Source organism: Buttiauxella selenatireducens, assembly GCF_031432975.1.
Classification (GTDB): domain Bacteria; phylum Pseudomonadota; class Gammaproteobacteria; order Enterobacterales; family Enterobacteriaceae; genus Buttiauxella; species Buttiauxella selenatireducens.
This window is the reverse complement of the sequence record NZ_CP133838.1, coordinates 3,158,416-3,178,302: the sequence shown is the minus strand read 5'-3', so window position 1 is coordinate 3,178,302 and position 19,887 is coordinate 3,158,416. Positions and strand designations below refer to the sequence as shown.

Annotated in this window: 18 protein-coding genes and 1 pseudogene; 12 read left to right on the top strand and 7 right to left on the bottom strand. The window is 51.3% G+C overall.

Annotated features, from left to right (window positions below; all coding sequences use genetic code 11):
- Positions 1 to 44: 44 nt before the first annotated feature.
- A complete protein-coding gene (gene gapA / locus RHD99_RS14575) occupies positions 45 to 1,040 on the bottom strand; it encodes a glyceraldehyde-3-phosphate dehydrogenase (RefSeq protein ID WP_183271788.1) in 996 nt (331 codons plus the stop codon).
- Positions 1,041 to 1,386: 346 nt separating this feature from the next.
- On the opposite strand from gapA, the gene msrB reads away from it, so the two are divergent.
- Positions 1,387 to 1,800: a peptide-methionine (R)-S-oxide reductase MsrB gene (gene msrB / locus RHD99_RS14570; RefSeq protein ID WP_183271787.1), complete on the top strand. Its 414-nt coding sequence runs from the start codon at positions 1,387 to 1,389 to the stop codon at positions 1,798 to 1,800.
- Positions 1,801 to 1,842: 42 nt separating this feature from the next.
- On the top strand, positions 1,843 to 2,118 hold the full coding sequence (locus RHD99_RS14565; RefSeq protein WP_183271980.1) for a YeaC family protein: 276 nt from the start codon (positions 1,843 to 1,845) through the stop codon (positions 2,116 to 2,118).
- Between the two features lie 46 nt (positions 2,119 to 2,164).
- On the opposite strand, the gene chiD is transcribed toward RHD99_RS14565, so the two are convergent.
- From chiD to sppA, 4 genes and pseudogenes are all read right to left on the bottom strand, one after another.
- On the bottom strand, positions 2,165 to 3,436 hold the full coding sequence (gene chiD, locus RHD99_RS14560; RefSeq protein ID WP_309874804.1) for a chitinase ChiD: 1,272 nt from the start codon (positions 3,434 to 3,436) through the stop codon (positions 2,165 to 2,167).
- A 204-nt stretch (positions 3,437 to 3,640) separates the two neighbouring features.
- Positions 3,641 to 4,270, bottom strand: a complete 630-nt coding sequence (pncA, locus tag RHD99_RS14555; RefSeq protein WP_309874802.1) for a bifunctional nicotinamidase/pyrazinamidase — start codon at positions 4,268 to 4,270, stop codon at positions 3,641 to 3,643.
- Positions 4,271 to 4,279: 9 nt separating this feature from the next.
- A pseudogene (gene ansA / locus RHD99_RS14550) lies at positions 4,280 to 5,295 on the bottom strand (asparaginase).
- A 171-nt stretch (positions 5,296 to 5,466) separates the two neighbouring features.
- On the bottom strand, positions 5,467 to 7,317 hold the full coding sequence (gene sppA / locus RHD99_RS14545; RefSeq protein WP_309874800.1) for a signal peptide peptidase SppA: 1,851 nt from the start codon (positions 7,315 to 7,317) through the stop codon (positions 5,467 to 5,469).
- Positions 7,318 to 7,472: 155 nt separating this feature from the next.
- Between sppA and RHD99_RS14540 the strand changes: the two genes are divergently transcribed.
- The 4 genes from RHD99_RS14540 to RHD99_RS14525 all read left to right on the top strand — a co-directional run bounded on the left by RHD99_RS14540 (position 7,473) and on the right by RHD99_RS14525 (position 11,387).
- Positions 7,473 to 8,024 (top strand): NAD(P)H nitroreductase, encoded by a 552-nt coding sequence (locus RHD99_RS14540; RefSeq protein ID WP_183271782.1) that lies wholly within the window; start codon positions 7,473 to 7,475, stop codon positions 8,022 to 8,024.
- Positions 8,025 to 8,142: 118 nt separating this feature from the next.
- Positions 8,143 to 9,186 (top strand): selenide, water dikinase SelD, encoded by a 1,044-nt coding sequence (selD, locus tag RHD99_RS14535; protein ID WP_183271781.1) that lies wholly within the window; start codon positions 8,143 to 8,145, stop codon positions 9,184 to 9,186.
- A 4-nt stretch (positions 9,187 to 9,190) separates the two neighbouring features.
- Complete coding sequence (locus RHD99_RS14530) at positions 9,191 to 11,179, top strand: DNA topoisomerase III (RefSeq protein WP_309874796.1); 1,989 nt, start codon at positions 9,191 to 9,193, stop codon at positions 11,177 to 11,179.
- On the top strand, positions 11,145 to 11,387 hold the full coding sequence (locus RHD99_RS14525; protein WP_374708489.1) for a DUF1496 domain-containing protein: 243 nt from the start codon (positions 11,145 to 11,147) through the stop codon (positions 11,385 to 11,387). The genes RHD99_RS14530 and RHD99_RS14525 overlap by 35 nt, the downstream gene beginning before the upstream one ends.
- Here the strand turns inward: RHD99_RS14525 and RHD99_RS14520 are convergent.
- Entirely contained in the window at positions 11,347 to 11,760 is a 414-nt protein-coding gene (locus tag RHD99_RS14520) for a pyrimidine (deoxy)nucleoside triphosphate diphosphatase (RefSeq protein ID WP_309879167.1), read from the bottom strand. The genes RHD99_RS14525 and RHD99_RS14520 overlap by 41 nt on opposite strands.
- Positions 11,761 to 11,816: 56 nt before the next feature.
- Positions 11,817 to 12,623 carry an exodeoxyribonuclease III gene (gene xthA, locus RHD99_RS14515; RefSeq protein WP_309874793.1) on the bottom strand — a complete coding sequence of 269 codons (807 nt, stop codon included), beginning with the start codon at positions 12,621 to 12,623 and terminating at the stop codon, positions 11,817 to 11,819.
- A 424-nt stretch (positions 12,624 to 13,047) separates the two neighbouring features.
- Between xthA and RHD99_RS14510 the strand changes: the two genes are divergently transcribed.
- The 6 genes from RHD99_RS14510 to spy all read left to right on the top strand — a co-directional run bounded on the left by RHD99_RS14510 (position 13,048) and on the right by spy (position 19,872).
- On the top strand, positions 13,048 to 14,268 hold the full coding sequence (locus tag RHD99_RS14510) for an aspartate aminotransferase family protein (protein ID WP_309874792.1): 1,221 nt from the start codon (positions 13,048 to 13,050) through the stop codon (positions 14,266 to 14,268).
- Positions 14,265 to 15,299 carry an arginine N-succinyltransferase gene (astA, locus tag RHD99_RS14505; RefSeq protein WP_183271776.1) on the top strand — a complete coding sequence of 345 codons (1,035 nt, stop codon included), beginning with the start codon at positions 14,265 to 14,267 and terminating at the stop codon, positions 15,297 to 15,299. Before RHD99_RS14510 ends, astA begins: the two co-directional genes overlap by 4 nt.
- Entirely contained in the window at positions 15,296 to 16,768 is a 1,473-nt protein-coding gene (gene astD / locus RHD99_RS14500; protein WP_309874789.1) for a succinylglutamate-semialdehyde dehydrogenase, read from the top strand. Before astA ends, astD begins: the two co-directional genes overlap by 4 nt.
- A 2-nt stretch (positions 16,769 to 16,770) precedes the next feature.
- Complete coding sequence (gene astB / locus RHD99_RS14495; protein WP_309874787.1) at positions 16,771 to 18,099, top strand: N-succinylarginine dihydrolase; 1,329 nt, start codon at positions 16,771 to 16,773, stop codon at positions 18,097 to 18,099.
- 11 nt (positions 18,100 to 18,110) lie between these two features.
- On the top strand, positions 18,111 to 19,076 hold the full coding sequence (astE, locus tag RHD99_RS14490) for a succinylglutamate desuccinylase (protein WP_309874785.1): 966 nt from the start codon (positions 18,111 to 18,113) through the stop codon (positions 19,074 to 19,076).
- 307 nt (positions 19,077 to 19,383) lie between these two features.
- Complete coding sequence (spy, locus tag RHD99_RS14485; RefSeq protein WP_309874783.1) at positions 19,384 to 19,872, top strand: ATP-independent periplasmic protein-refolding chaperone Spy; 489 nt, start codon at positions 19,384 to 19,386, stop codon at positions 19,870 to 19,872.
- Positions 19,873 to 19,887 lie beyond the last annotated feature (15 nt).

Sequence of the window (19,887 nt, the reverse complement as noted above, 5' to 3'; positions counted from 1 at the left end):
GACCGCATGGGTCGCCTCTCAGGATTTTAATCGCTCATCTCAACTTATTTAGAGATGTGAGCAATCAGGTCCAGTACTTTGTTTGAGTAGCCAGTTTCGTTGTCGTACCAGGAAACCAGTTTCACAAAGTGGTCGTTCAGTGCGATACCAGCTTTAGCATCGAACACAGAAGTGCAAACTTCGCCGTTGAAATCAGTAGATACAACGTCGTCTTCGGTATAACCCAGAACGCCTTTCATTGGGCCTTCAGCAGCCGCTTTGATTGCTTTCTTGATTTCTTCGTAAGACGCAGCTTTTTCCAGACGAACGGTCAGGTCAACAACAGACACGTTTGGAGTTGGAACGCGGAACGCCATACCAGTGATTTTACCGTTCAGCTCTGGCAGTACAACGCCTACAGCTTTAGCAGCACCGGTAGAAGAAGGGATGATGTTCTGAGCTGCGCCGCGGCCGCCGCGCCAGTCTTTGTGAGACGGGCCATCAACAGTTTTCTGAGTAGCGGTAGTTGCGTGAACAGTGGTCATCAGGCCTTCAACGATACCGAAGTTGTCGTTGATGACTTTAGCCAGTGGAGCCAGGCAGTTAGTGGTGCAAGATGCGTTAGAAACGATATCCTGGCCAGCATATTTCTCGAAGTTAGCACCTTTAACGAACATAGGAGTGCTGTCTTTAGAAGGACCAGTCAGAACAACCTTTTTAGCGCCAGCAGTGATGTGCTTACGAGCAGTTTCGTCAGTCAGGAACAGACCAGTTGCTTCAGCAACTACGTCAACGTTGACTTCGTTCCACTTCAGGTTTGCTGGATCACGTTCTGCGGTAACACGGATAGTTTTGCCGTTAACAACCAAATGGCCGTCTTTGACTTCTACAGTGCCGTTAAAACGACCGTGAGTTGAGTCGTACTTCAGCATGTAAGCCATGTATTCAGCGTCTAACAGGTCGTTGATTGCAACGATCTCGATGTCAGAACGTTCCTGAGCAGCACGGAAAACAATACGGCCGATACGGCCAAAACCGTTGATACCTACTTTGATAGTCATATATTCCACCAGCTATTTGTTAGTGAATAAAAGGTTGCCTGTAAAATTACAAAAACCTTACTCAGCGTCAAGCGGAATCGTGTCAATCATTGCGACAAATCAATCCTGTGGACATCATTTGAACGACTGAACCGCCTCGCGCTTCCCTTTTGGCTCTTTATCCAAATGGGGACGATGCGAGGAATTTTAAAGATCAATTCCAACAAGAATGTGACAGTGATCACAATTGGCGCTGAGCCAGAAATTCAGGGCTAAGTTTAGAACAAAAATCCGCACGACGTTGTTAATTTTTTGTTAGAATCATGCTGTTATCAGTTACAGTACCCACTGCCCGAGATGTACGCATATGGCTAACCAATTACCTCCTGATTTATCGAAAAAAAACCTTAATGAGATGCAGTTTTATGTCACCCAGAAACATGGCACCGAGCCACCGTTCTCCGGGCGTCTTCTGCATAACAAGCGTGAAGGTGTTTATCACTGCCTGGTCTGTGATGCGCCACTGTTTATGTCAGAGTCAAAATATGACTCAGGGTGCGGCTGGCCTAGCTTCTATGAGCCAGTCAGTGACAGCGCTATTCGCTACATCAAGGACTTCTCACACGGTATGGAGCGGATTGAAATTCGTTGCAGTAACTGTGAAGCTCATTTGGGTCACGTTTTCCCGGATGGTCCGCAACCTACTGGCGAGCGTTACTGCGTAAACTCAGCGTCGTTAAACTTCACCGATGATAAAAACGGTGAGCAGATCGAAGGCTGAAAAATCGATTCAGCAAATTATTCCACAGGAACTTGTCCAATGATGAACCTGGATGAAATGTTAGACACAATGACACCGGAAGTTTATCAACGTCTGGCGACTGCCGTTGAGCTGGGGAAATGGCCTGACGGTGTAGCACTGACACCCGATCAAAAAGAGAACAGTCTGCAATTGGTGATGATGTGGCAGGCGCGTCACAACACCGACGCTCAGCACATGACGATTGACACGAATGGTCAGATGGTGATGAAAAGTAAACAACAGCTCAAAGCTGACTTCGGAATTACGCCCGCACCGATTGTGACGGTGAAGCTGTAAATTTGAAAAGCTGGGTGGTGTCGCGCCACCCAGTCTTATCTGGAAATTAATGCTCCGTCTTAATCCCCAAATCTTTCGCTAACTCTTTTGCCAATTGATTGTTGTCATCTGCGCCATACTCCCAGAACATCGCACCGCCCAAGCCTTTCGCTTTGATGTATTCCGCTTTGACTGCCACTGAACGTGGATTTTCGTAAGAGATAGCAAACAGGTCTTTGCCCTCGGCTGATTTCATTGTCAGATACGGAACCTGAGCGTCGTTGTCCCAATGCTCGGTAAAGCGTTTTTGGGGATCATTGAGCATCTTGCTAACAATATCGTTGTACTTCAGGTAACTGTCTTTCGTCAGATCGACGCCAAATGACATGAACACCGCTTTCTCAGGTGCGCCGAAATAGGGTTGTGTAACCGGGTTTTTAGCCGCATCTGCTTTATCCCAGTCGATGCCAGGTTCCGTTGCACGCTTAGGAACGCGACCATAGAAACCAATACCGAGATTGAGCTGAGCAGGTTTCATACCTGCAGCGATGTAGTTATTCACTACATAATCAGCGCTGTATTTATCCGCTTTCGCCACCGTCGGCCAGGTTTTCGAATCATAAAGATTCGAGTTGAAATACTGAGTGCCGTACGCCATGTCGTAGGCCATCAGGTTGATGTAATCAAGCGCGGGTGCGATGGCTTTCATGTCGACCCACTCTGTCGGACCTTTCACGTTTGCAGCCACAGCGATGGTAAGCAATTTTTGTTTGCCCAACGCGCTACGCAATTCATTAAGCAATGAGGTGAAGTTCGCGCGGTCTTCAGGCGAGCTGGCCACCAGACCCCATGCCCCATTAACGGGATATTCCCAGTCCAGATCGATACCATCCAGACCGTAGCGTGCAATCACATCCTGTGCAGAACGGATAAACACCGCACGGTTTTCAGGCGTTGCAGCGGCACCGGAGAAACCACGAGCTCCCCAGCCACCCACTGAAAGCAGGACTTTCAGTTGCGGATTCTGTTTACGTAGCGCGGGTATTTTTTCAAGATCTGACATCACTTTTGGCGAAAGCCAGATTTGGTGCAGTTTAGACGCGTCTTTTAACGCGGAGTTTGTCTCATCTTTTTCATCGTTGTAAATCAGGCCAAACGAGTAGTTAAGATGGGTTATCTGGCGCACATCGAGTTTATCAATATCGCCGCCAGGCCCGGCAGTGACATCGCCCCCTCCGTTGAAATAGCCTACTGAGAGGTATGAGCTTGCCTGAGCCACACCGGCACAGGCGATTTGTATTACCGCCAGCAACGGCAGCAGTTTACGCGTGAAGACCATAGGGTAGTTCCTCTTTGACGAGCAATATCGACAAAACCTGCCGAAACCTGGGGGACGGAAGGCTAATAAGAAACACAGCTAAAATGCTGTATTAATAAGCAACTCGATTATGAGAGCGCTCTCAAAAATGAGCGAGCTTTAAAAGTTAAGAATGAGAGCGGAATCGAGAAACGAGGGAAGGGCGCGTTTGCGCCCTGAAAAGATTTAGTAAGTGAAATCAGCCAGCGTCATCAACGTTGCACCTGCTGCGGACATATCCTGGAACGCCCGCAGGCTATCTTGCGGATGCAGATTCACACCACGGCAACCATCGGTGATAACCGTGACCTCATAACCCAGCGACAGGGCGTCGAGCGCGGTAAACTTAACGCAATAATCCGTTGCCAGGCCCACCACAACCAGCTGTTTAATCTCGTGGCGGGATAACCAATCGTCGAGCTGCGTTTTCTGGCGATGTCCGTTGTCGAAAAAACCGCTGTAGCTATCAACGAGTGGATTTTCGCCCTTTTGGAAAATAGCATCAATTTTCTGGGTATTGAGCAGGGGATGGAGTTCCGCACCCGCGCTGTTTTGTACGCAATGATCCGGCCACCAGGTTTGGTTCAACCCGTCGAGTTTCCCCTGCGTATACGGCTCAGTTTTTTGCACGCTGGCAAAACTGCCATGGTTTGCGGGATGCCAGTCTTGAGTCGCTAAAATGACGTCGCCGCGTGCTTTGCAATAGCTCATCAATGCGTTCGCCACATCAATCGTGCTATCGCCATCCGGCACAGCAAGCGCTCCACCGGCGCAAAAGTCATTTTGCAAATCTACCATTAATAAAGCGCGTTTCATGGCCTCTCCTTATTCGTCAGGTGTCAGTTCACCGCGTAAATTACGTGACATCGCCTCGCGAATAGTCTGTGCATCGAGATTTTGGCTGAGTAGATAGTGCAGTTTAGTCAGTGTCGCCTCTACCGTCATATCGTAGCCGCTAACAACCCCTGCCTGCGCCAGCGCATTGCCGGTAGCGTAACCACCCATATTCACCTTACCAGACATACATTGCGTCAGGTTTACCACCACAATGCCGCGTGAACAGGCTTCCTGTAACTCTTTGAGGAACGCACCGTGCTGCGGGGCATTGCCCACCCCATAAGAGCGCAGGATCAACGCTTTAACAGGCTGGCGTAAGAAATTGCCAACCACATCTGCAGAAATCCCGGGTAAATCGTGACAACGCCAATGGGCTGTGGCGTTATCGGGTGAACGATGAGCTCACCTTCACCGTGGGGAGCGGCTGGGGTATTCAGGCGTCGAATGTGGATCCCGGCTTCAAGTAATGGCGCAAGATTCGGTGATGCGAACGCATCAAACCCATCGGCATGGGCTTTGGTGGTGCGGTTGCCGCGATAAAGACGATTATTGAAGAACAGCGTCACTTCGTTAATGGGGAAGTTGGCCGCGATATACAACGAATTGAGCAGGTTGATTTGCCCGTCAGAACGCAACTCAGCCAAAGGGATCTGTGAGCCAGTCACGATCACCGGTTTGCCGAGGTTTTCAAGCATAAATGACAGAGCCGACGCGGTGAATGCCATGGTGTCAGTGCCGTGAAGAATCACGAAACCGTCGTACTCGTCGTAATGCGCTTTGATGTCATCGGCAATGTGCTGCCAGTCTTCCGGCGTCATGTCGGAGGAGTCCATCAGCGGCTGATATTCATGAATGGTGAAATCAGGCATTTCCTGACGATGGAATTCAGGCATCAAAGCCAGTTGACGTTGTAAGTGACCGGAGACAGGAATGTAACCGTGTTCTGAACGCTGCATACCGATAGTACCGCCGGTGTAGGCAACGTAGATGGATTTCTTTTGCATGAGTGAACTCAGGGCTTTTACGTTATGGGGCGCAGTATATACCCGTCATACTTCAAACTGCATCTTTGTTGGCTGCGTTCACTTACCGCCGCGATGCAGCTCGAATTATTTAGGGTATGAATAGGGAAGGGGCAAAAAAATCAGCCCGGCAGATGCCGGGCTGAGGGAGTTTTAACGCACATCACCGCAGGTGAGGCAGAAAGCATAGCGATTTTGTGGATCGTTCATGGTGCCAAACTTATCGTTTTGCGCTTTTACAGCCAGCGCCGCATCCGCTAACGGTGCGGGCAACCAGGCTTGCAACGCTTGTGGCAACATGGCGCGAACGGAACCGCTCATGCTGTCGAACAGCATATCGATAAAGCTCGGCTCATCCTGCCAGAAATCGAGATGCCAGCTTTTCAGCTTCGCAAGTTCGGCTGCTTTAGCAACGGCATCGTCGAAATCACCGAGGCTATCCACCAGACCGTTAGCTTTTGCATCCTGACCTGTCCAGACATGCCCTTGCGCGATGGCATCAATTTGCTCAGGTGTTTTCTTACGGGAATCAGCAACCAGAGTGATAAAGCGCTTATAGCCATTTTCGATGGTCAACTGCATCATCTGCTGGACTTCCGGTGGCAACGATTTCGTCACCGCAACGTCGGCCAGTGGAGAAGTGGCGACGCCATCAGTATGCACACCAATCGAATCGAGGCTATTTTCAACCGTATTGATCACGCCAAAGATACCGATGGAACCGGTCAGGGTGTTCGGGCTTGCGACAATATAATTGGCTGGCGTAGAAATCCAGTAACCGCCGGATGCCGCCATACCCCCCATTGAAACGACAATCGGCTTACCTGCTTCGCGCGCGGCTTCCAGCTCATCACGAATCACTTCTGACGCGGTGACACTGCCACCCGGGCTGTTAACACGCAGAACAATCGCCTTCACTTTAGGATCAAGACGCGCTTCGCGGATTTGTTGGGCAGTGGTATCACCACCGACCTGGCCCGGAGTTTCCTGCCCGTCCATGATGGCGCCATCTGCGAGGATAATCGCAATGGCATCACCTTTATCAGCAGGTTTTTTCACCACGTAGTCATACATACTGGTGTAGCTGAAATCTTTGTTTTCTTTATTCCAGCCGAACTGCTTAACCATCGCTTTATCAACCGCAGCGCTGCTTGCCAGTTCATCAACCAGTTTGTTATCGAGCGCGTATTTTGCGGTGTCGCCACCTAATTTTTGCAGGTTATCGAGCAACGCTTGCGCCCCTGGGAACACCTGCTGAGCTGTAATCTGGCGGTTCGCGGCAATCGTTCCAAGATAGTTTTGCCAAAGCTCACCGATCCAACGGCTATCGGCTTCACGCGCAGCAGGGGACATATCATCACGAATAAACGGCTCGACGGCAGACTTATAAGTCCCAACGCGGAAGATATGTGTCGTCACTTTCAGCTTATCGAGCAGCGTTTTGTAATACATCGAGTTGGTCGCAAAGCCGTGTAAATCCACCACGCCTTGCGGTGAGAGCCAAATTTTATTGGCGAAACTGGCCAGATAATATTGCCCCTGGTTGTAGCTGTCGCCCACGGCATAGACCGGTTTGCCGCTGTCACGGAATTCACGCAACGCCTTACCGATGTATTGCATTGAAGGCTGATCGGCACCCGCAAACTCTTTTAAATCCAGCACAATACCGGTGATGTTGCGGTCATCTTTCGCCTGGCGAATAGTATCGACGACATCAAACAGTGAGTTTTCCTGTAAGCGATCAGAACTGGCACCGAGCAACTGACGCCCAATAACACCCAGTTTATTACTGACTGAAGGCTTATCGACCACCACGCCGGTGATATCAAGCAATAATGCACCGCGCGCAGGTTCTGCTGGGGCGCTGTTAATCTGCATCCAGATCCCAACAACGACCAGGACCAGAAGCACTAAAAATAGATTGAGAATAAACTCTCGAATAAAGTTAAGCAGACGCCAGGTCCACTTAAAAAAACCGGCAATAACTCGCCCGATTGTGCGCATTTATGCTCCGTTCCAAATCAAATATCGTGAAAACTAAAGTAATCGCTATCCTAATTACCCCCAGGGCAAATGTCAGTAGGAAATCTGCCCTGTGCTGTAACAAAATCACCTGCTGTGTTAATTTCGCTGATTAAAATCATTACAGGAGTTATCAAATGGATGCACTTGAACTACTTCTTAACCGCCGCAGCGCGTCACGACTGGCAGAACCTGCTCCAGCAGGCGAAGCACTAGAAAATATTATTCGTGCGGGTATGCGTGCCCCTGATCATGGAACTTTGCAGCCGTGGCGCTTCATCGTCATCGAAAACGAAGGTCGTGAGCGTTTCAGCCATGTGCTGGAAACAGCGGCCATTGCTGAAGGGTTAGACGAAAAGGGGATTGAAAAAGCGCGTACTGCGCCATTCCGCGCGCCTCAAATTATCGCGGTTGTCGCTCATTGCGATGACAATCATAAAGTCCCGGTCTGGGAACAGGTGGTTTCAGCCGGTTGCGCGGTAATGGCCATGCAGATGGCGGCGGTCGCTCAGGGCTACAATGGCATCTGGCGCACGGGTATCTGGACAGAAAGCGAAGCGGTACGTGAAGCGCTTCATTGCCGTGAACAAGATGAAGTGGTCGGCTTCTTGTATCTGGGCACACCGCAACTCAAAGCTTCTACAACGGTCAGTGTGCCGGACATCACTCCGTTTGTGCGTAAATTCTAAGCAAACGCGCAAAAGGTGTCTGGATTGTGACCAGAAACGGCGCAATTCAGACACGTAGTCTTACCTCCTCGTCATTTGAGCGCTACCATAGAGCGATTGCCAATGACAGGAGATGTCCATGAGTGAGCAAACCGTTCGTTTGACGCAGTACAGCCACGGAGCTGGTTGCGGCTGCAAAATTTCCCCGAAAGTTTTACAAACTATTCTGCAATCTGAGCAGGCTAAATTTGTCGATCCCAACTTGCTGGTAGGAAACGAAACCAGTGATGATGCGGCGGTTTACGATCTGGGCAACGGCACTTGTGTCATCAGCACCACCGACTTCTTTATGCCTATCGTCGACGATCCCTTCGACTTTGGGCGCATCGCTGCCACCAACGCCATTAGCGACATTTATGCGATGGGCGGCAAACCGATTATGGCTATCGCTATTCTGGGCTGGCCAATCAACACACTGAAACCTGAAATCGCGCGTAAAGTCATCGAAGGCGGGCGTTTTGTTTGCCAGCAAGCGGGGATCTCCCTTGCGGGTGGTCACTCTATCGACGCCCCTGAACCTATCTTTGGCCTTGCCGTCACGGGCATTGTCCCCACCGACCGAGTGAAGAAAAACAGTTCCGCGACGGCGGGCTGCAAACTGTTCCTCACCAAACCACTGGGTATCGGCGTGTTGACCACCGCTGAGAAAAAATCGCTTCTCAAACCAGAACATTACGGCCTCGCGGCAGAAGTGATGTGCCAGCTCAACAAGCCGGGCGCTGAGTTTGCTGATATCGAAGGCGTCACCGCCATGACCGATGTCACCGGTTTTGGTCTGCTGGGACACCTGAGCGAAATGTGCCAGGGCGCAGGTGTTCAGGCTGAAATATGGTTCGATAAAGTTCCTAAATTGCCTGATGTTGAAGACTATATCGCCCAGGGTTGTGTGCCAGGCGGCACTTCGCGCAACTTCGCCAGCTACGGTTACCTGATGGGCGAAATGACCCAGGCGCAGCGTGATTTGCTTTGCGACCCGCAAACGTCAGGCGGCTTGCTGTTGGCTGTTGAAGCCGACGCAGAAGCCGCGGTTGCGGCGGTCGCTGAAAAGAATGGCATCAAACTGACTGCCATTGGCGAGCTGAAAACGGCTCGTGGCGGTCGCCCGATGATTGAGATTCGTTAGTCGGATGCGTCTGTTTATTGCCGAAAAACCCAGCCTCGCTCGCGCTATTGCCGATGTGCTACCCAAACCCCATCGTCGGGGTGATGGATTCATTGAGTGCGGCAACGGGCAAGTGGTGACCTGGTGCATCGGTCACTTGCTGGAACAGGCTCAGCCGGATGCTTATGACGGGCGCTACGCGCGCTGGAATCTGGCTGATTTGCCAATTGTGCCGGAAAAATGGCAGTTGCAGCCGCGGCCATCGGTCACCAAACAACTCAACGCCATCAAAAAATTGCTCGTGCAAGCTGACGAAGTGGTTCATGCAGGTGACCCGGATCGCGAAGGGCAACTGCTGGTGGACGAAGTGTTGGACTACCTGCAACTGGCGCCGGAAAAGCGCCAGCAGGTGCAACGTTGTCTGATAAACGATCTCAACCCGCAGGCCGTTGAACGAGCGATAACGCGTCTGCGCGCCAACAGTGAATTTATCCCACTGTGCGTATCGGCACTTGCGCGTGCGCGTGCCGACTGGCTGTACGGCATCAACATGACGCGCGCTTACACCATTCTTGGGCGTAACGCGGGTTATCAGGGGGTGCTGTCTGTCGGGCGCGTTCAAACGCCAGTGCTGGGTCTGGTAGTGCGTCGTGATGAAGAAATCGAGAATTTCGTCGCCAAAGATTTCTTTGAGGTAAAAGCGCATATCGTCACGCCTGCGGATGAACGCTTTGTTGCCACCTGGCAGCCGAGCGAATCCTGCGAACCGTATCAGGATGAAGAAGGGCGTTTATTGCATCGTCCGCTAGCGGAGCATGTGGTGAACCGCATCGGTGGCCAGCCCGCTATCGTCACGGCCTATAATGATAAACGGGAATCAGAAGTTGCTCCGCTCCCGTTTTCTCTTTCCAGCCTGCAAATTGAAGCGGCAAAGCGCTTTGGTTTAAGTGCGCAGAACGTGCTGGATATCTGCCAGAAACTGTACGAAACACACAAGCTGATTACGTACCCGCGTTCGGATAGCCGCTACTTGCCGGACGAACATTTTGCTGGCCGCCATGCGGTACTCAATGCGATTAGCGTTCATCAGCCTGATTTGCTTCCACAGCCTGCGGTCAATACCGACCTGCGTAACCGCTGCTGGGATGATAAAAAAGTCGATGCCCACCACGCGATTATTCCCACCGCGCGTAGCTCAAAGATCTCGCTTTCAGAAAATGAAGCTAAAGTTTACAACCTGATCGCCCGACAATACTTAATGCAGTTCTGTGCCGATGCGGTGTTCCGTAAATGCACCATCGATCTCGATATTGCCGGTGGCAAATTTAACGCTAAGGCGAGATTCCTTGCGGAAGCCGGCTGGCGCACGCTACTGGGCAGTAAAGAGCGCGATGAAGAGAACGATGGCACGCCGTTGCCGGTGGTGGCTAAAGGTGATGAGTTGCTGTGTGAAAAAGGCGAAGTGAATGAACGTCAAACTCAGCCACCGCGCCATTTCACCGATGCGACATTGCTTTCTGCCATGACCGGGATTGCCCGTTTTGTGCAGGATAAAGATCTGAAAAAGATCCTGCGTGCGACGGATGGCCTGGGAACTGAAGCGACCCGTGCTGGGATCATTGAGCTGCTGTTTAAGCGTACCTTCCTGGTGAAGAAGGGCCGTTATATTCACTCAACGGATGCCGGACGCGCATTGATTCACTCGCTCCCTGAACTGGCGGCACGGCCAGATATGACGGCGCAGTGGGAATCGACGCTGACGCAAATCAGTGAAAAGCAGTGTCGTTATCAGGACTTCATGCAGCCGCTGGTTCAAACGCTGTATGACTTGATTCACCAGGCGCGCACTAAACCGGTACATCATGCGTTCAAAGGGGTGAAAGCGCCTCCTGAGCAGGAAAAAAAGCGCAAGCAATGGGCTAAAAAAGAGGGTAGTGATGATGCGAATAAAAAACCTGCTCGCCGCCGCCGTAGTGCTGATGATGAGCCAGCCGGGGATGGCGCAGCGTCTTGATCCCCAGGTAGACATTTCGGTGCCGCCAGAAGTCTTCAGTTCGCAAGGTCAACGAGCGGCACCGTGTAGTCAATGCTGTATCTATCAGGATCAAAATTATTCTGAAGGGGCAGTGGTGAAAGCCGATGGCGGTGTTTTACTGCAATGCCAACGTGATGAGAAAACCCTCAGCACGAATCCTTTAGTCTGGCGTCGCGTGAAGCCATAAACGCTTTCAGTAATGGGATATCTGCCGGGGCGAGAGGGTAATTCAATGCCTCGGCAGGTAAACACCAAATCAATTCACTGTGGCAAAGCGCTGTTAACTCCCCGCTAAATTCGCGCACATTCCACGCGTGAAGATGAATGATACGCCCTGAGACTTCACGCTGGTGGCTGGCAACGTAATCACCCACCACGGCTTGAATCGCCAACTCTTCTTCCAGTTCTCGCGCAAGGGCGGCAGGTTGCGATTCATTGGCATCGACCTTACCGCCAGGAAATTCCCACAAACCCGCCTGATCGCCGCTTTCCGGGCGGCGTGCCAGCAAAATTTTACCGTGGCGCTCAATGATTGCAGCAACCACATCAATGGTTTTCATCATACCCATCCATTTTTAAAGCGTGGGCGTGGCATAGATGTCCCTTAACCCAAAGCTTAAAGCTTAAACTCAGCCCAGACAGGCGCGTGGTCAGACGGTTTTTCCATGCTGCGAATATCGTAATCAATGCCAGTTGCGACGCAACGTTCAGCCAATGGATGGCTTGCCAACAGCAGGTCGATACGCAGGCCACGGTTGTCATCAAAGCCTTTCGAGCGGTAGTCAAACCACGAGAACTTGTCGTTGGTTTCAGGATTAGCGTGGCGGAACGTATCGACCAGGCCCCAGCTTTTCAGCCTTTCCATCCACTCGCGTTCTTCCGGAAGGAACGAACACTTACCGGTACGCAACCAGCGCTTGCGGTTCTCTTCACCAATGCCAATATCCAGGTCCGTTGGGCTGATATTCACATCGCCCATAATCAGCACCGGATTGTCTTTCTTCAGGTCGCTGTCGAGGAAGTTTTGCAGATCCTGGTAAAACTTCGCTTTCGCCGGGAATTTGGTCGGATGGTCGCGGCTTTCCCCTTGCGGGAAGTAACCGTTAATCACGGTCAGGTTGCCTAATGGCGAGGGAATTTCAGCCATGATGAGTCGGCGCTGTGCTTCTTCATCGTCGCCGGGGAAACCACGGCGCACAGAAATCGGTGTCTCTTTGGTTAACAACGCCACACCGTAATGACCTTTTTGACCATGATAAAAGACGTTGTAGCCAAGCTTCGCGACATCTTCGAGCGGGAACATGTCGTCATGGACTTTAGTTTCCTGCAAACCGATAACATCAGGTTGATGCTGTTCAACAATGGCTTCAAGTTGATGCGGACGGGCGCGCAGGCCGTTGATATTAAAAGAGACGAATTTCATAAGTCGCTGCCGTAGTTACTTAACAATGTTGCAGGATGGTAGCAGAAAAAGCGTCAATGTGCTGATTCCACAGTTTCGATGAATGTTACAGAGCAATATCTGCACCAAAATGTACCGCTTCGCGCCGAAATGGTGCGTAAACACTGTGCAAATCCCAGCATCGATCACAAATCCAGTATTAAATTTCACCACTGCATAATATTTCTCGTTTTCATGCGGCGATCCATACGCCACCATAAAACTATGCACTACTTATTCATTTTATGTGAATAGAGTGAGTTTGTAACTTATTGATTTAACGGCCACACCCCTCCGATATGCATTTTTATCACTGGCTGGCACGAAGCGTGCAATCTACATTCACAGTGCAAACACTCAATTATTTAACATTTAAACAACTATTTATTTACCGGAAGAGGTCGCTATGTCGCAGTCAATTACCCGCCAGAATTTCGACGAATGGATGATGCCCGTTTACGCCCCCGCTTCTTTTATTCCGGTACGTGGTGAAGGGTCGACGCTTTGGGATCAGCAAGGCAAAGATTACATTGATTTTGCGGGTGGGATTGCGGTTAACGCTCTGGGTCATGCCAATCCTGAATTGCGCAAAGCGCTGGAAGAGCAGGCGGCAAAATTCTGGCATACCGGTAACGGTTACACTAACGAACCGATTCTGCGCCTGGCAAAACAGCTGATTGATGCCACTTTTGCCGACAAAGTTTTCTTCTGCAACTCAGGTGCGGAAGCCAACGAAGCAGCACTGAAACTGGCACGTAAATACGCGCACGATAATTTTGGCCCGCAGAAAAGCGGTATCGTCGCCTTCAAAAATGCGTTTCATGGACGCACGCTGTTCACCGTTTCGGCGGGTGGGCAACCGGCTTATTCTCAGGATTTTGCGCCGCTACCGCCGCAAATCAGCCACGCCATTTATAACGATCTGCAATCCGCCAGTGAACTGATTAATGAAAATACCTGTGCGGTGATTGTGGAACCAATACAGGGCGAAGGCGGCGTTGTTCCTGCTGATCCTACCTTCCTGCAAGGGCTGCGTGAGCTGTGCGACCGCCACAATGCGGTGTTGATTTTCGATGAAGTGCAAACCGGCGTTGGGCGCACGGGCGAACTCTACGCCTATATGCACTACGGCATCACGCCTGATGTGCTTTCGACTGCGAAGGCGTTAGGCGGCGGCTTCCCGATTGGCGCAATGCTGACAACGGACAAATTCTCCAAAGTCATGGTCGTGGGCACCCACGGGACGACTTACGGCGGTAACCCGTTGGCGGGAGCGGTTGCAGGGCGAGTGATGGAGATGATTAATACGCCAGAAGTGCTCAATGGCGTTAAACAGCGTCACAACTGGTTTGTTGAGCGATTGGACAAAATTAACCAGAAGCATCAATTGTTTAGTGAAGTGCGTGGACTGGGGTTGTTAATTGGCTGCGTACTGCAACCAGAGTACAGCGGAAAAGCTAAACTTATCTTACAGGCTGCCGCTCAGGAAGGCTTGATGATGCTCATCGCTGGCGCAAATGTGGTTCGTTTTGCTCCAGCCCTTATTATCAGCGAAGCCGAAGTACAAACCGGCTTGGATCGGTTTGAGCGCGCGGTCGTTCGCTTTTTAGCGGGAGAGCAATCATGATGGTTATCCGTCCGGTTGAGCGCGGTGATTTATCCGGGCTGCTGGCGTTGGCGGGTAAAACAGGTGGCGGGTTGACCTCGCTGCCTGCGGATGAAAAAACGCTGTCGGCACGTATCGAACGCTCAATTCATACCTGGCAGGGTGGTCTGCCAAAAGGCGACCAGGGCTTTGTTTTTGTCCTGGAAGACACCTCAACCGAGCGCGTGGTGGGTATTTGCGCCATTGAAGTTGCGGTCGGGTTAAACGATCCCTGGTACAACTACCACGTTGGCACGCATGTTCACGCGTCCAAAGAGTTGAATATCTACAACGCGTTACCGACGCTTTTTCTCAGTCATGACCACACTGGGAGCAGCGAGCTTTGCACGCTATTCCTCGATGCTGAGTGGCGCAAAGAGGGCAATGGTTATCTGTTATCCAAATCCCGCTTTCTGTTTATGGCCGCTTTCCGCGATCACTTTAACGACAAAGTCGTCGCTGAAATGCGCGGCGTGATTGATGAGCACGGCCATTCACCGTTTTGGGAAAGCCTCGGCAACCGCTTCTTCTCGATGGAATTTAGCCGCGCAGATTATTTGTGCGGTACCGGACAGAAAGCGTTTATCGCTGAGTTAATGCCAAAGCATCCTATTTATACCGATTTCCTCTCCGCAGAAGCGCGTGCGGTGATTGGTAAAGTCCATCCGCAAACCGCACCAGCGCGAGCGGTTCTTGAAGCGGAAGGTTTCCGCTATCGCAATTACGTGGATATTTTTGACGGCGGGCCAACGCTTGAATGCGACATCGACCGGGTCCGTGCGATTCGTAAAAGCCGACTGGTTGAAGTCGTCATTGGGCAACCGGCGACCGAAGAGTTGCCGATGTGTCTGGTTGCCAATGAAAAATATAATGAATTCCGTGCCATGCTGGTTAAGGCGAATCCAAAAGGTGACCGGCTGATTATTGATGCTAAAACTGCGGATGCCCTGAAATGCAGTACAGGCGATAAAGTTCGTTTGGTGCGTTTGTGCCCCGAGGAGAAAAAAGTATGACTCAGTGGATTAATGGACAATGGATTTCCGGTCAGGGCGAAGCGCTGCAAAAGCACAATCCAGTCAATGGTGATTTGCTTTGGGAAGGTGTTGCAGCTGATGCGCAGCAGGTTGAACAAGCGTGTAATGCGGCTCGTGCCGCATTTCCTGCATGGGCAAAACGTCCCTTCGCCCAGCGCCAGGCGATTGTTGAAAAGTTTGCAACGTTGCTTGAAGCCAACAAAGAAGCTTTGACCGTCACTATTTCCCAGGAAACCGGCAAACCGCGCTGGGAGGCGGCAACTGAAATCACGGCGATGATCAACAAAATCGCCATCTCGATTAAGGCTTATCACACCCGCACAGGCGAAACGCACACTGAGATGCCAGACGGTGCGGCAACATTACGCCACCGTCCTCACGGCGTGTTAGCGGTTTTTGGCCCATACAACTTCCCCGGGCATTTGCCGAACGGCCACATTGTACCAGGCCTGTTGGCGGGCAATACGTTGGTGTTCAAACCCAGCGAGCTGACACCGCTGATTGGCGAAAAAGTGATGAAACTCTGGCAGCAGGCTGGCGTGCCTGAGGGCGTTCTGAATCTGGTGCAGGGTGGGCGCGAAACTGGGCAGGCTCTGGCACAGCAACCTGGGCTTGATGGTTTGCTGTTTACCGGGAGCGCCAATACGGGCTATCAACTCCACCGTCAGTTTGCCGGACATCCAGAGAAGATCCTCGCTCTCGAAATGGGCGGGAACAATCCACTGATCGTTGAAAAACCTGAAGATATCGATGGCGCTGTGCATCTGGTGATTCAGTCAGCGTTTGTCACCGCTGGGCAGCGTTGTACCTGTGCGCGTCGCTTGTTGGTAAAACAAGGTGCTCAGGGCGATGCGTTTTTAAATCGTCTGGTTGAAGTGGCAGCGCGGATCCGCCCGGATGCGTGGGATGCGTCACCGCAACCGTTTATCGGTGGGCTGATTTCAGTGCAAGCCGCAGAGCGCGTGTTGACGGGCTGGCAGGAACATATCGCGCGTGGTGGAAAACCTTTGCTTGAGCCAAAACTTATCAAAGCCGGTTCATCATTACTGACGCCAGGCATTGTGGAACTCACCGGTGTGGCAAACGTGCCGGATGAAGAAATTTTTGGCCCGTTACTGACCGTGTACCGTTATGCCGATTTTGATCAGGCAATAGCGATGGCGAATGACACCCGTTACGGCCTGGCAAGTGGGCTGATTTCGCCGCATCGTGAACAGTTCGACCAGCTCGTGCTGGAGGCTCGCGCCGGGATTGTTAACTGGAATAAGCCTCTCACCGGTGCATCAAGTGCGGCACCTTTTGGTGGTGTGGGTGCCTCTGGCAACCATCGCGCCAGTGCCTGGTATGCGGCAGATTACTGTGCGTGGCCAATGGCGACACTGGAAAGCCCATCATTCCCGCTGCCTGCAACCCTGAGCCCAGGGCTTGATTTCAGCCGTGAGGAATAAACATGAAAACGCGTGAAGTCAATTTCGATGGGCTGGTGGGGTTAACCCACCATTACGCGGGGCTGTCTTTTGGCAACGAAGCCTCCACTAAACATCAATTCCGCGTCTCCAATCCTAAGCTTGCCGCTAAACAAGGCTTGCTGAAGATGAAAGCCTTGGCGGATGCGGGTTTTGCACAAGGCGTTATTGCGCCGCAAGAAAGACCCAATATTCCGCTGCTGCGCCAACTGGGTTTTAGCGGCACCGACGCACAAATTGTTGAGCGGGTAGCAAAACAAGCGCCGCAATTGCTGTCGGCGGTGAGCTCCGCTTCTTCTATGTGGGTTGCGAACGCAGCGACAGTCTGCCCGTCGGCTGACAGCATCGATGGCAAAGTGCATTTCACGGTGGCGAATCTAAACAATAAATTCCACCGTGCCAGCGAAGCACCGACGACCGAAAATGTGTTGCGAGCTATCTTCCGTAACGAGCAGCATTTTTCTGTTCATGCGGCATTGCCGCAAGTGGCAATGTTTGGTGACGAAGGGGCGGCAAACCATAACCGTCTCGGTGGGGCGTATGGTGAACCCTCAACCCAACTGTTTGTTTATGGAAGAGAAGATGCCAAAGCCGGGCAGGTTCCGGCTCGGTATCCGGCGCGCCAGACACTCGAAGCAAGCCAGGCGGTGGCAAGGCTTAACCAGGTTAAACCCGATTTATTGGTTTATGCCCAACAAAACCCTGCGGTGATTGACCAGGGCGTTTTCCACAATGATGTGATTGCTGTGTCTAATCGTCAGGTGCTGTTCTGCCACGAGCAGGCTTTTTTGCATCAACAGGCGCTGTATCAGCAGTTACGCGAACGCGTCCCGGGCTTTACGGCCATTGAAGTTCCGGCAAATAAAGTTTCCGTTGCCGATGCGGTAAGCACTTATCTGTTTAACAGCCAGTTGCTTAGCCGTGAAGATGGTAGCATGACTTTGGTGCTACCGGAGGAGTCACGCCAGCATGTCGGCGTATGGCGTTATCTCAATGAGGTGCTGGCGGCAGATAACCCAATCAGTGAGCTGAAAGTGTTTGATCTGCGTGAAAGTATGGCAAATGGCGGTGGGCCTGCGTGTCTGCGCCTGCGCGTGGTGCTTAACGAAACGGAGCTTCAGGCATTGAACCCAGCGGTAATGATGAACGATAACCTGTTTGTAACGCTCAATAATTGGGTGGACAAGTGGTATCGTGATCAATTAACGCAGGCCGATTTAGCCGACCCGCAATTACTGCGAGAAGGGCGCGAAGCACTCGATGAGCTGACGCGTATACTAGACTTAGGTTCTGTTTATCCGTTTCAACTCTAACTGGAGGCACAATGCTGGATTTCCTGGCACAGACCCTGGCAGGGAAAGTGCCAACCCATAGCGCAGGTAAGAATGCTCATCTTCATTGGCAATGGTGGGACGAAGGGATCCTGACGCTGGCGCCTCATCAGGCTGTTGAAAAGACGCTGGTGCTGTCAGCGGGGATCCACGGCAACGAAACTGCGCCGGTAGAAATACTCGCACAGTTAGTCGATAGCCTTCTGGCGGGAGAGATGGCGTTGCAGTGGCGTGTGTTGGTGATCCTCGGCAATCCTGCGGCCTTGCGTAGCAACCAGCGTTATCAGCATAGCGACATGAATCGCATGTTTGGCGGGCGCTGGCAGCAGTTCCCGGAAAGCATAGAAACCCAACGTGCCTGCCGTCTTGAACATGCTTTAGATCTCTTTCTGGCAGAATGTGAAGAGACAACATGCTGGCATCTGGATATGCACACGGCGATTCGCAGCTCATATCACCCTCGATTTGGCGTGCTACCCGCGCGTGCGCAGCCTTACGATGAGGCGTTCCTCTCATGGTTAGGCTGTGCGGGCTTACAAGCGTTGGTATTTCATCAGGCACCTGGCGGCACTTTTACCCATTTCAGCAGCGAGCATTTCAACGCGCTAAGTTGCACACTGGAGCTGGGTAAAGCGCAGCCGTTTGGTGAAAACGATCTCAGTCAATTTGAAGTGACCCGACAGGCGCTGCAAGCGCTGCTGAGTGGTGAAACGTCACCGTGTGCTGACAGCGAACCGCTACGCTATAAAGTGTCACAGCAGATAACGCGCAACAGTGATGATTTTGTCTTGCATATGTCCGCACAAACGCAAAACTTTACCGCTTTCCCGAAAGGCACTTTGCTGGCAGAGGATGGCGATACGCGTTATGTGGTGAAAGAGGATAGCGAGTTCGTTTTATTCCCGAATCCTAATGTGGCAATTGGCTTGCGAGCTGGATTAATGCTGACTGAGATTTAATTATTTATTGGCCTCAGACCTTGAGGCCAATTATATACAGATAAATCTTAGTGATATGCTTTCACCTGGGTATTAATTGCTATACACTCTCTTCATAATTTCTTTAAAATCATCGTCTTGTTATATTTTGTTGCAATTCCACTCCGCTTTATCCTTATTATCTCCATAATTGCTGAAAATTTGTTTTTTCCCCTTTCAATGCTTTACCGATGAGCACTGTTACTTGACGCATAACCCCGTAAACTTAATTTCGTCAACGCGGCAACCTCGTCGCAGAAAAATCCAAATTATGATGAAGGATAATAATATGCGTAAATTAACAGCTCTCTTTGTTGCTTCAACTCTGGCTATGGGCGCGGCGAATCTGGCTCATGCAGCTGACACCACCACGACTCCAGCGGCAAAAACGGATGCACCGATGATGCACCATAAAGGGTTGCGTGGTGGCCATCACGACATGATGTTTAAAGACCTGAACCTGACCGACGCACAGAAACAGCAAGTGCGTGACATCATGAAGGAACAGCACGGTAAAATGGAGCGCCCAACCGTTGAAGAACGTCGTGCAGCGCACAGCATCATCGCCAGCGACAGCTTCGATAAAGCCAAAGCACAGGCGCAGGTAGATAAAATGGCAGAGCAGAACAAAGCTCGCATGATGGCTCATATGGAAACGCAGAATAAGATCTACAACATTCTGACGCCTGAGCAGAAAAAGCAATTTAATGCTAATTTTGAGAAGCGTCTGACAGAACGCCCTCAGCATGAAGGTAAAATGTCAGCAGATCAGCAATAACACATTTACTGATTA